Source organism: Maribacter stanieri (genome assembly GCF_900112245.1).
In the GTDB taxonomy this organism is placed as follows: Bacteria; Bacteroidota; Bacteroidia; order Flavobacteriales; family Flavobacteriaceae; genus Maribacter; species Maribacter stanieri.
Genome location: NZ_FOYX01000003.1, coordinates 241,058 through 253,739 on the forward strand (window position 1 = coordinate 241,058; position 12,682 = coordinate 253,739).

Below are 12,682 nucleotides of genomic sequence, written 5' to 3' on the forward strand. Positions count from 1 at the left end.
TTTATTTTTTTAGGACCCAAGTATCTTTAGATCCGCCTCCTTGAGATGAGTTTACAATTAAATTTCCCCTTTTTAAGGCTACACGTGTCAATCCACCCTTTAAAACAAATTCTTTGTCCTTTCCTAGAACCGTAAATGTTCTTAAATCAACATGTCGTTGTTCAAAAGATTCGGTGTCGTCTATATACGTAGGGTGCACCGATAAGGACATTATGGGTTGTGCAACATATTTTCTTGGACTTTCCTTAATTTCAGCTTTTACTTTTTCTATTTCAGCCTTGGTAAGAATATTTCCTATGGAAATTCCATAACCTCCAGCTTCATCAACTGGTTTAATAACAAGTTCATGAATATGTTCTAGCACGTATTTTAATTCGTCTGGTCTACCACAGTGATAGGTATGTACATTATTTAAAATAGGCTCCTCGTTAAGATAGTATTTAATAATCTGAGGCATATAGGTATAAACAGCTTTATCATCTGCTACACCTGTACCTGGTGCATTGGCCAAAGTAACATTTCCTTTTTTATATGCGGCGAACAATCCAGGGACTCCAAGAACGGAATCTGGATTAAATTCTAAAGGGTCAATAAATTGGTCGTCAACCCTTCTGTAAATAACATCTACTTTTTCTGGTCCTTTTATGGTTTTCATATAAACGAAATCATTCTCTACAAACAGATCACGACCTTCTACAAGTTCTACACCCATAGTTTTGGCTAAATAAGAATGTTCATAGAAAGCGGAATTGTACATACCTGGCGTAATAACTACAACGGTTGGTACATCTACACCCTTAGGCTTAACAGATTCCAATAGCTCTAATAAGTTTTCGGCATAATTAGTTACTGTATGGGTTTGGTAGTGATTAAATACACCAAAGAGTGCTTTTTTAAGCGCAGTACGGTTACAAATAACATAACTTACTCCAGATGGGCACCTTATATTATCTTCAAGAACGTAATACTTGCCGTCTTTGTGTTTTATGACGTCTGTGCCAGAAATATGGTTGTAAATGCCACCTGGCGGATTTACACCGTTCATTTGATCTAAGTAATTTGCAGAAGACGTAATTAAATCTATAGGTACAACCTTATCCTTTAGAATTTTCTTGTCATGATAAATATCCCAAAGAAATAAATTAAGTGCTTTACTTCTTTGTATAGATCCTCTTTCTATAATATCCCATTCCTCTTGATCAATTATTCGAGGGAATAAATCGAACGGAAAAATCTTTTCCTGCACATTGTTTTCTCCATACACTTGAAAAGTAATTCCTTGATTGAAAAAAGAAGATTTGGCTTTATTGTTTAATGAAACATAGTCATTGATTGAATGTTCGCCGTAAAGGTTGAATAGCTTTTGATATACCTCCTTTATTTTTCCATTCTTATCATAGATTTCGTCAAATAAATCTGGATTTCTTTGATAAGAAGAAAATATTTGATTTTCAATGTTGGTCATAGATATTCTTTTGTTAAAAGGTACATGATAAAAACCAATAAACAAATGTCATTTTTACAATAATCGGTAGTATTTTTCTTTATTCTATAATAATTCAATAGCTTTTTTAACAAGTATGGTATTTATAATTTAGTTCATGGTTACTGTTTTTCATTCGTTAGTTTTTCTATACTTTTAGGGAAAACTAATAGAGAATGAGAAAGAATTATGTACTTCTAGTTGGGTTGGTAATACTGTCCTTTAATATGTTATCTGCTCAGTTCAGCGATAAGAAGAAAGATTTTGTAAAGTATGAGGGACTTTATGACTTTTACTATGATGAGAATACGGACAAGATTTATCTTGAAGTTGATAATTTAAATAAAGAATTTTTATACGTATACTCTTTAAGTAGTGGTATTGGTAGTAATGATATAGGCTTAGATCGAGGTCAATTAGGAGATGAGCAAGTAGTATTTTTTAAGAAAGCTGGTAACAAACTATTGTTGGTTCAACCGAATATGAAATATAGGGCGATTACCGATAATGTATTAGAACGTAAATCTGTAGAGCAAGCTTTTGCTAAATCAGTTTTATTCGGTTTTCCTATTGTAGAAGAGAAAGGCGGTACGTATGTTATTGATATTACCGATTTTTTAATGCAAGATGCTCACGGTGTGTCTAACCGTTTAAAAAGAACAGAGCAAGGTTCGTATAGCTTAGATAAATCTAAAAGTGCATTTGCATTAGATAGAACTAAAGCATTTCCTAAAAACGTGGAATTTGATGTTACCATGACTTTTAAGGGTGAAGCAAAAGGAGCGTATATAAGAAGTGTATCCCCAAATGCTAATTTGGTTACTGTAGCTGAACACCATTCTTTTATAGAGTTGCCAGATGATAAATATGAAAAACGTGTGTTTGACCCAAGATCAGGTTCTTCTCCCTTTAATTATTACGATTACGCAACGCCGGTAGAATCTAATATTTTAAAGCAATTTATTAGAAGACACCGTTTAGAGAAAAAAGATCCAACAGCAGCAATTAGTGAAGCGGTTGAGCCAATTATTTATTATTTAGATAATGGTACGCCCGAACCTGTACGTTCTGCACTTTTAGAAGGTGGTCGTTGGTGGAACCAAGCTTTCGAAGCAATTGGCTATAAAGATGCTTTTCAATTAAAAATGTTACCAGACGATGCTGATCCTTTAGATGTTCGCTATAATGTTATTCAATGGGTACACCGTTCAACCAGAGGATGGAGCTATGGTAGTAGTATAACCGACCCAAGAACTGGCGAGATCATGAAAGGTCATGTAAGTTTAGGTAGTTTAAGAATTCGTCAAGATTTCTTAATTGCCCAAGCATTAGTGAACAAGCCTTTTGCTGAGCGAGATGATAACTATCAGCCAATGTTAGAAATGGCAATTGCCCGTATTCGTCAGCTATCAGCTCATGAAATCGGACATACTTTGGGTTTTGCACATAATTATGCGGCGAGTACGACTGATAAGTCATCGGTTATGGATTATCCGCATCCGCAGTTTTCATTAATAAATGGTGAAGTTGATTTTGCAAAAGCCTATGAAGTAGGAATAGGGGATTGGGATAAGGTTACAGTGGCTTATTCATATCAAAATTTTAATGACGGTGAAAATGAAAAAGAAGGTCTGAACAAAATTTTGGATAAAGCCAAGGCTGATGGACTACGTTATATTACAGATCAAGATGCACGGCCACAAGGTAGTGCCCATGTATTGGCTCATCTATGGGATAATGGAACTGATGTTAGTAAAGAATTAAATGATATGCTGAAGCTGCGGAAAGTAGCTATAGCTAATTTTTCTGCAGATAATATTCAAGAAGGTACGCCGTATTCGGTTTTAGAAGATGTATTTGTACCACTTTATTTCTTTCATAGGTACCAGACGGAAGGTGTAGCGAAGGTTATAGGAGGGTTAGAATATAACTATGCCATAAAAGGTGATGGACAAGAAGTTGTTGCTATTGCAGATAAAGCAATGCAAGAAGAAGCGTTAAAAGTTGTTTTAAAGACTTTAGATGCAAATGAAATAGCAATACCTAAAGATAAATTAAGCTTGTTTCCACCACGTGCTTTTGGTACGCCTAGAACAAGAGAATCTATTAATGGTAAAACTGGAGTTTCTTTTGATGCGCTTTCTGCCGTTGAAACTGCCTCAGATATGACGTTGACGTTTTTATTACATCCAGAGAAAGCATCAAGATTAATTCAACAAAAAGCAATTGCTATAGATAATGTTGGTTTAGATGAGGTTTTAGATAAATTGATTGCAGCCACTATTAATAAGAAGCAGAAAGATGCTTATTTAAGTGAAGCCCAGACCATTATTAATTTTAGAGTGTTATTTCATATAATGAATTTGGCAGGGCATACAAACGTTCATCCGCAGGTAAATGCGATTGCTTCTCAAAAATTAAATGAGTTGAATATTCAATTGATTAAAGATTCTGGCTCAAATGCAATTAGTGCAGAAATGGTTAAAAGAATTAAAACATTTAGAGAGCATCCAGAATTGTTCAAAGTAATACCTTCGCCTAAGATTCCTGATGGTTCGCCAATTGGAATGAGTTGTTTCCATTAATTCAATTTTTACAGTTTATCTATGCAAATTAATCTTATCAGTGATACGGTAACTAAACCTACTGCAGGTATGCTAGACGCAATGATGTCGGCTGTTGTTGGTGATGATGTTTTTAAAGAAGATCCAACAGTTAATGCTTTAGAAGAAAAAGCAGCTAAACTATTTGGAATGGAATCTGCGTTATTTTTTCCTAGTGGTACCATGACCAACCAAACTGCAATTAAATTGCACACCCAGCCTGGCGAGCAGTTAATTTGCGATAAGTATGCACATATCTATAATTATGAAGGTGGCGGAGTAAGTTTTAATAGCGGTGTTTCTTGTAGGCTTGTAGATGGTGATAGAGGTACAATGACTGCATCTCAAGTTGCGTCTGTAATCAATCCTCCAGATTTTTATCATAGTCCATTAACAACTTTGGTATGTGTTGAAAATACTGCCAATAAAGGAGGTGGTACATGTTGGGATTTTAATGAGCTTAAAAATATTAGAAAAATTTGTGACGAGCATAAATTAGGGTACCATTTAGATGGTGCTCGTTTGTGGAATGCCATGGTCGAAAAAAATGAAACAGCACTGCAATACGGTCAACTTTTCGATACAATTAGTGTTTGTTTAAGTAAAGGATTAGGTTGTCCTGTAGGTTCACTGCTTTTAGGAAGTAAAGAGCAAATGGATAAAGCTATTCGTATTCGTAAAATATTTGGTGGTGGTATGCGCCAATCTGGATTTTTAGCTGCAGCTGCAATTTATGCCTTAGATAATCACGTAGATAGATTGGCAGAAGATCATAAAAAAGCGAAAGAAATTGGAAAAACGCTAGCTGCTAAATCATTTATAAAAAAGGTAGAACCTATTGAAACGAATATTGTCATATTTGAGATAGATGAAACTTTTATGACAAGTGATCAGTTCGTAAATAAATTGAAGGAAAAAGATATTCTGATTATTGGAATGGGGCAAGGTAAACTAAGAATGGTTACTCATTTAGATTATACAGATGATATGCATGAAGAATTACTAAAACAATTACTGTCTATCTAGTTTTGTTACTTTATCAATACTATTAGAAATATTTAAAATTCCATTTTCCATACCGGCTTCAGAGGAGTACAATCCACTGGAGCCTATTATTTTTCCAAAAGAATTTTTTAATTCTACAAGAAACTTACCATCGGTGTTTGTTCTACGTTCAAAGAATTTTCCGTTGGAATCTTTTAGCGCCTTAATATCTTTTAAAGTCTTATCTAGCTCATTTTCACTGGTAAAGGTTATACTTTCCAATAAAGTTTTACCATTATTAGACTTCAGCATAAACTGAAATGACCCTCCCTCTTTTTTATTGATTTTAATCATATCATTAAAGATAATTAATTATTTCTCTGCTTTTTAGTGACTTTTCAATTAATACTGTGTCTTAATCATTGAGGCAGTTGTTGAGGTTTCAAAATAAACTTTATCTCTTGGCTGAAACGACAAACTCAAATGTTCAAACAAATAAATATAAATAACCAATTATTAATTTTAAACACTATCAAAATGAAAAAAGTATTATTTCTAGCAGTTGCATTCACAGCTTCTTTTGCAATGGCACAAGATTTGCCATCAAACCCAGAACCTGGTAAATGTTATGTACGTTGTACCACTCCTGATGTTTATGTAAATGAAGTAACTACCGTTACAACTAATCCTTCTTATAAAGTTTTAAAGACGGTTCCTGCTACTTTTAAAACGGTTACAGAGCGTGTACTAGTAAGACCAGAAGAAAAAGTTCTTACAGTTGTTCCTGCAAAGTGGGGTACTGAAACTGTAACTTATGTATCTAAAGGTGGAGGAAACTCTTTACAGGTTATACCTGCTTCTTTTGCTCCAAGTACACAAACTTTAGAAATTAAGCCGGCTTACGCACAATGGGAATTGGGTGTTGCAGCTCCTGATTGTGAGTCAGGTAATCCAGATGATTGTAGATACTGGTGTTACAAAGGTTATCCTGCACAATTTGAAACAGTTTCAACTCAAGTTCTTGCAAATGCCGCTTCTACAACTAGTACTCCATTAGGTTCTAAAAATGGTTCGTATACTAAATCAGTATTAATTTCTCCTGCTACTGTAGTTGAAAAAATTATTCCTGCTGAATACAGAGAAATTACTAAAACAGTTTTAGATAAAGATGCTTACACAGTTGAGGAATTAGTTCCTGCAAAAACTACTACTATCTCTAAAGAAGTTTTAAAAGAAAAAGGTGGTTTAACTACTTGGAAAGAAGTAGAATGTGCTTTAGTTGAGTACCAAGCTTTACCTATCAATTGGGAGTCTGGTAGCGCAACGTTAACTGCAGAAGCTAGAAACTTAATCGATAACAGATTGTTGCCGGTATTGGCTCAAAACCCTGGAGTAAAAGTTGAATTAGCTTCTCATACAGATTCTCAAGGTGGTGCAGCTTCTAACCAAGATCTTTCAGAAAGAAGAGCTAAAGCAGTTGCAGATTACTTAATTACTAAAGGTGTTAACTCAAGTCTTTTAGTAGCAAATGGTTACGGTGAAACTAAATTATTAAACAGATGTAAAGATGGTGTTTCTTGTACAGCAAGAGAGCATGCAGTAAACAGAAGAACTCAATTTAGATTAATCAATAACTAGTATTTAGTACATTGAAATTATAAAGGGCTTACATAAGTAAGCCCTTTATTTGTACACATGTTTTAAATGGTAATCAATTATTGTGTAAAATTAAGACATTAGTGTTCTTGTTCTATATACTTGATCCTATTGATTAATAATAATGTAATGATAGCTATTCTAGCGGGGAAATGTCATGGCTTATAAAGCACATCTTTTACAAAAGTGATGTTGTTATTAGCTGGTAACTGTTTATATGGAACAAATAGTAGTATTAAACGTAGTTTAGGCATATTATGAATTATGCATTGGTACATGGTTTTAATTACAGTTTGAATGAATTATAATCAGTTAAATTTTTAAAAATAAAACTCTAAATCAAAAAGAGGGCTTACCTATTGTAAGCCCTCTTTTTATTCGTTAAACTAAATTAGTCTATTTATTCTTTTCTAGTAGTTTAATATGTGAATCAATAACACCGTTCATACTATAGCCCGATAGTTGATCTAACTCTTTTCCTTTATCATCAATAACCTTTAGCAAAGGAAAAACTTTTTTCTTATTTAATTTGGTAAGCAATTCCTTGTTATGGGTCATTTGTTTTTCAGTCAACAAGTCTCTGTTTCTTGGAACATCAATATAAAGAAGAATGTAATTGCTTGATAATTCTTGAAACTCACTTGTGTCAAACAAATCAGTTTTAAGCATTTTACAAGGTGGGCACCAATCGCTCCCTGTAAAATAAACGAGTACATTTTTATGTTGTTTTTTTGCTTTTGAAATAGCAGTATCATAATTAGTAAGCCATTTAGAATCATCTACGGTATTAAAATCTGCTTGTGCAGAAGCTAATAACGGGATCATCAGAAAAAAAACAAAGTACTTCATAATCATTATTTTAAAGGTTAATTGCAAATAACCTGCCAATCTTACTTAAATAACGAGTCCATTCCTGGAATATTGGGCATGCCTTCTTTTGCAACGGCTCCAAGTTCAGTTTCATTAACTCTAGTTGCGTTTTGTATGGCTTTGTTTAAAGTTAAGATTAAGTAGTCTTCTAATTGCTCTTTATCTTGTAAAAGACTGTCATCTATTGCTATTTTCTTTATTTCTCTGTTGGCAGTAATAGTCACAGCAACGAAACCATCATTAGATTTTTCTTCTAGTGTTACCGTATCTAATCTTTTTTTTGTTGCTTCAACTTTTTGTTGGGTCTCTTTGAGTTTTCCCATCATGCCCATCATATCTCCAAACATAATTTCATTTTTAATTTAGGATGTAAAAATACTAAAAATACGAGTATTTCAGTTTTTGCTTCCAATAAAATGGGGGTCTATGAATTAAGCTTATTTTTGCTTTCTTATTTTATAATGAAGTTTGTATGAGTATTAAACATCCGCCAAAGGCGAAAAAAATCCCGAAAGAATTAGTTATTCATAATGATGTTCGGGTAGATGATTATTATTGGCTAAATGAAAAGGAAAACAAAGATGTTATCTCATATTTAGAGGCAGAGAACGATTACTACAATGCTTTAACAGGACATACTAAAGATTTTCAAGAATCTCTTTTTCAAGAAATGAAAGGGAGAATTAAAGAGGATGATTCTTCTGTTCCTTATAAATTGAATGATTATTGGTACAGTACTCGTTATGTAATAGGAGGGGAGTATCCTCTTTATTCTAGATTTAAGCATAGTTTAGAAGCTACTGAGGAAATTATGTTTAATTGCAATGATATGGCAAAAGGACATGATTATTTTAGTCTTGGTGGTATCGCAATAAGCCCAGATAACAAACTTGCGGCTTTTGGAGTAGACACTGTTTCTAGAAGACAATACACCTTACAAATCAAGAATCTTGAAACAGGTGCAATTTTAGAAGATAAAATTGAGAATACAACTGGTGGTGGCGTTTGGGCGAATGATAATGAAACTTTATTTTATACAAGAAAAGATCCAGTAACGCTACGTTCAGATAAAATTTATAAACATAAATTAGGAACACCAACCTCTGATGATGTGTTGATTTTTCATGAAAAGGATGATACGTTTAGTACATTTATTTACCGTACTAAATCTAAAAAATATTTGGTAATTGGTTCTTTTAGTACATTAACTTCTGAATTTCAGATACTATCTACTGATAATCCTGATGGTAAGTTTGAGGTTTTCTCTCCCAGGGTAAGAGGTTTGGAGTATACTATTTTTCATTATGAGGATAGTTTTTACATCTTAACGAATAAGGATAAGGCAGAGAATTTTAAGTTGATGCGCACATCAGAAGAGAAAACATATTCTGAACATTGGATAGAGTTTATTCCCCATCGTCAAGAAGTGCTTCTAGAAGATATCGATATTTTTAAAGAGTACTACGTATTATCTGAACGTGAAAACGGACTCAATAAAATTAGAATTGTTAGGTGGGATGGTGCTGAAGAATATTTTTTACCATTTAAAAGTGAAACCTATACTGCTTATGTTGGCAGTAATCCTGATTTTGATACAGAGATTTTAAGGTATTCTTACAACTCGATGACAACGCCAAGTTCTGTTATTGATTTTAACATGAGAACTAAAGCGAAGGAAGTTAAAAAGGAACAAGAAGTTCTTGGTGGTAAATTTGATAAAGAAAATTATAAAGAACTTCGTTTATGGGCAACTGCTAGAGATGGAGAAAAAATACCAATGTCGGTCGTTTATAGAAAAGATACGATATTAAATAAGGATACTCCTATTTTGCAATATGCCTACGGATCATACGGTTCTACTATAGACCCTTATTTCTCTACTGTTAGATTAAGCTTGTTAGATAGAGGTTTTGTATTTGCTATTGCACATATTAGAGGAGGCGAATATTTAGGTCGTAGATGGTACGAGACTGGTAAATTACTTAAAAAGAAAAATACATTTACAGACTTTATAGATTGTTCTAAATATTTGATAGAACAAAATATGACGAGTGCAAATCATTTATACGCTATGGGTGGTTCTGCCGGTGGTTTATTAATGGGAGCTATTATAAATATGCAGCCAGATATTTATAATGGTATTATTGCTGCAGTGCCGTTTGTGGATGTTGTAACTACGATGTTGGATGATTCTATTCCGCTTACTACTGGCGAGTATGATGAGTGGGGCAACCCAAACGAGAAAGAATATTACGAGTATATGAAGTCCTATTCTCCTTATGATAATGTAATTGCTCAAGAATACCCTAACATGTTAGTTACAACAGGTTTGCATGATTCTCAAGTGCAATATTTTGAGCCTGCAAAGTGGGTGGCTAAATTGAGGGAGTTAAAAACGGATAACCATTTATTGTTATTAAATACCAATATGGAAGCAGGTCATGGCGGTGCTTCAGGTAGATTTGAATCTTTGCGAGAGGTAGCAAAGGAATATGCCTTTCTTTTAGATTTGGAAGGAAAAATCGCATAGTGGAAAAAAAATGGTAACTTTGCCTCGGAAATTTTAACAAATTTCGATTTTAAAAATAACTAAACATTGATCCCCCTTATGAAAAATGAGATCAGGGCTTACAACAATATTTTAGAACTAGTTGGTAATACTCCATTAGTTAAATTAAATAGAATAGCAGAAAACCTTACAGGTAATTTTTACGCCAAGGTAGAAGCATTCAATCCAGGTCACTCTTCTAAAGATAGAATTGCGATTCATATTATTGAGCAGGCAGAGAGGGCGGGTTTACTGTCTGAAGGCAGTACGGTAATAGAAACAACTTCAGGTAATACCGGTTTTAGTATTGCAATGGCTAGTATCATTAAAGGGTACGATTGCATTTTGGCGGTTAGCTCTAAATCATCACCAGACAAAATAGATATGCTCCGCTCTATGGGCGCTAAAGTATATGTTTGCCCAGCACACGTAAGTGCAGATGATCCAAGATCTTATTATGAGGTGGCTAAGAGATTACATAAAGAAACAAAAGGCTCCATTTACATAAATCAGTATTTTAATAAACTGAATATGGAGGCACACTATAAATCTACAGGTCCTGAAATTTGGGAACAAACAGGTGGACAAATAACACATTTAATTGCTTGTAGTGGTACAGGTGGTACAATTTCAGGTACTGCTCGTTTTCTAAAAGAACAAAACCCTAATATTAAAGTTATTGGTGTTGATGCTTTTGGTTCTGTATTGAAAAAATATCATGAAACAGGAAAGTTGGATACCAATGAAATTTACCCTTATAGAATAGAAGGGTTAGGTAAAAACTTGATTCCTGGTGCTACGGATTTTAGTGCTATAGATGAGTTTATCAAAGTAACCGATGCTGAAAGTGCACATACTGCAAGAGAAATTTCTAAAACAGAAGGTATTTTTGTTGGTTATACAAGTGGTGCGGTAATGCAAGCTATTAAACAATTAGATGAATTAAATACATTTAACAAGGATAGTAATGTTGTATGTATTTTTCCAGATCATGGCTCACGTTATATGAGTAAAATTTACAGTGATCAATGGATGGAAGATCAAGGTTTCTTGAATAATAATACAGTTGAGGAGACGCAGGAAATTCAATACATAAAATAATTAGTATTCAAAATATTATATAAAAAAAGTGGGTTTATAGCCCACTTTTTTGCATTGTAAATAATTTATGAATTTTTATCAAATTTATTTACTTTTGCAGACAGATCCAAATTAAACAATGAAAGACTTATTTGATAGAATTTTAGCGAATAAAGGCCCTTTAGGTAAATGGGCTTCACAAGCAGAGGGATATTTTGTTTTCCCTAAATTGGAAGGTCCTATTTCTAATAGAATGAAATTTCAGGGAAAAGATGTTATCACCTGGAGTATCAACGATTATTTAGGCTTGGCGAATCTTCCTGAAATTAAGAAGGTTGATGGAGAGGCGGCTGCTGAATATGGTTCTGCATACCCAATGGGTGCAAGAATGATGAGTGGTCATACGGAGTTTCATGAGCAATTAGAGCAAGAGTGTGCCGCTTTTGTTGATAAAGAAGCTTCTTATTTGCTGAATTTCGGGTACCAAGGTTTTATGTCTGTTATTGACGCCCTTGTTACTAAAGATGATATTATAGTTTACGATGTAGATTGTCATGCTTGTATTATTGATGGTGTGCGTTTGCATATGGGTAAGCGTTTTACCTTTGTTCATAATAATGTTGAAAGTCTAGAAAAAAACCTTGAGCGTGCTACCAAAATGGCAGAACAAACTGGTGGGGGTATATTAGTTATCTCTGAAGGTGTTTTTGGTATGCGTGGCGAACAAGGCATATTAAAAGAGATCGTAGCTTTAAAAGATAAGTTTACTTTTAGATTGTTGGTTGATGATGCACACGGTTTTGGTACTTTAGGTGCAACGGGTGCAGGAGCAGGTCAAGAACAAGGTGTACAAGATGGTATTGACGTTTACTTAGCTACGTTTGCTAAGTCTATGGCAAGTATTGGTGCATTTGTTGCTGCTGATCAAGAAATCATAGATTACTTAAAATATAATTTACGTTCGCAAATGTTCGCTAAGTCATTACCAATGGTTTATGTGAAGGGAGCATTGAAGCGTCTTGATATGTTACGTACCCAACCAGAGCTTAAAGCTAAACTTTGGGAAAACGTAAATGCGTTGCAAAACGGATTAAAAGAAAAAGGTTTTGATATTGGTACTACTACAAGCTGTGTTACACCAGTTTATTTAAATGGTAGTATTCCAGAAGCTATGGCTTTGGTAAAAGATTTACGTGAAAATCATGGTATTTTCTGTTCTATCGTAGTTTACCCAGTTATACCTAAAGGATTAATTCTTTTACGTTTAATACCAACGGCAACACATACTTTGCAAGATGTAGAAGAAACGTTAACAGCATTCTCTTCTATTCGTGAGCGTTTACAAAACGGTACATACAAAAGATTGTCTGCGGCTGTAGCTGCTGCAATGGGAGAATAAAAGCTCCATGATATTATAAAAAGCCCGGAATCTAATTTTAGATTCCGGGCTTTTTATTT

At 33.9% G+C, this 12,682-nt stretch carries 10 protein-coding genes; 6 read left to right on the plus strand and 4 right to left on the minus strand.

The window, feature by feature from the left end; genetic code table 11:
- Position 1: 1 nt before the first annotated feature.
- The gene (locus BM296_RS14885) at positions 2–1,465 is read right to left on the minus strand and encodes a circularly permuted type 2 ATP-grasp protein (protein WP_091904114.1); all 1,464 of its coding nucleotides are present in this window, start codon (positions 1,463–1,465) and stop codon (positions 2–4) included.
- A 194-nt stretch (positions 1,466–1,659) separates the two neighbouring features.
- On the opposite strand from BM296_RS14885, the gene BM296_RS14890 reads away from it, so the two are divergent.
- Positions 1,660–4,068, plus strand: coding sequence for a zinc-dependent metalloprotease (locus BM296_RS14890; RefSeq protein WP_091904116.1), 2,409 nt, complete (start codon positions 1,660–1,662; stop codon positions 4,066–4,068).
- Positions 4,069–4,089: 21 nt separating this feature from the next.
- Positions 4,090–5,112, plus strand: a complete 1,023-nt coding sequence (locus tag BM296_RS14895; protein ID WP_091904118.1) for a threonine aldolase family protein — start codon at positions 4,090–4,092, stop codon at positions 5,110–5,112.
- Here BM296_RS14895 and BM296_RS14900 read toward each other — a convergent pair.
- The gene (locus BM296_RS14900; RefSeq protein WP_027066552.1) at positions 5,098–5,424 is read right to left on the minus strand and encodes a YegP family protein; all 327 of its coding nucleotides are present in this window, start codon (positions 5,422–5,424) and stop codon (positions 5,098–5,100) included. The two genes, BM296_RS14895 and BM296_RS14900, sit on opposite strands and share 15 nt — an antisense overlap.
- 183 nt (positions 5,425–5,607) lie before the next feature.
- Here BM296_RS14900 and BM296_RS14905 point away from each other — a divergent pair, with 183 nt between their 5' ends.
- Positions 5,608–6,708, plus strand: coding sequence for an OmpA family protein (locus BM296_RS14905; protein WP_091904880.1), 1,101 nt, complete (start codon positions 5,608–5,610; stop codon positions 6,706–6,708).
- A gap of 414 nt (positions 6,709–7,122) precedes the next feature.
- On the opposite strand, the gene BM296_RS14910 is transcribed toward BM296_RS14905, so the two are convergent.
- Together BM296_RS14910 and BM296_RS14915 are read right to left on the minus strand one after the other, a co-directional pair.
- Positions 7,123–7,575: a thioredoxin family protein gene (locus BM296_RS14910; protein ID WP_091904885.1), complete on the minus strand. Its 453-nt coding sequence runs from the start codon at positions 7,573–7,575 to the stop codon at positions 7,123–7,125.
- Between the two features lie 41 nt (positions 7,576–7,616).
- The gene (locus BM296_RS14915) at positions 7,617–7,943 is read right to left on the minus strand and encodes a YbaB/EbfC family nucleoid-associated protein (protein ID WP_091904120.1); all 327 of its coding nucleotides are present in this window, start codon (positions 7,941–7,943) and stop codon (positions 7,617–7,619) included.
- Positions 7,944–8,068: 125 nt separating this feature from the next.
- Between BM296_RS14915 and BM296_RS14920 the strand changes: the two genes are divergently transcribed.
- The 3 genes from BM296_RS14920 to BM296_RS14930 all read left to right on the plus strand — a co-directional run bounded on the left by BM296_RS14920 (position 8,069) and on the right by BM296_RS14930 (position 12,623).
- Positions 8,069–10,126, plus strand: coding sequence for a S9 family peptidase (locus BM296_RS14920; protein WP_091904122.1), 2,058 nt, complete (start codon positions 8,069–8,071; stop codon positions 10,124–10,126).
- Positions 10,127–10,204: 78 nt separating this feature from the next.
- Positions 10,205–11,245, plus strand: coding sequence for a cysteate synthase (locus BM296_RS14925; RefSeq protein WP_027066557.1), 1,041 nt, complete (start codon positions 10,205–10,207; stop codon positions 11,243–11,245).
- 118 nt (positions 11,246–11,363) lie between these two features.
- Positions 11,364–12,623, plus strand: a complete 1,260-nt coding sequence (locus tag BM296_RS14930; RefSeq protein ID WP_027066558.1) for a cysteate-C-fatty acyltransferase — start codon at positions 11,364–11,366, stop codon at positions 12,621–12,623.
- Positions 12,624–12,682 lie beyond the last annotated feature (59 nt).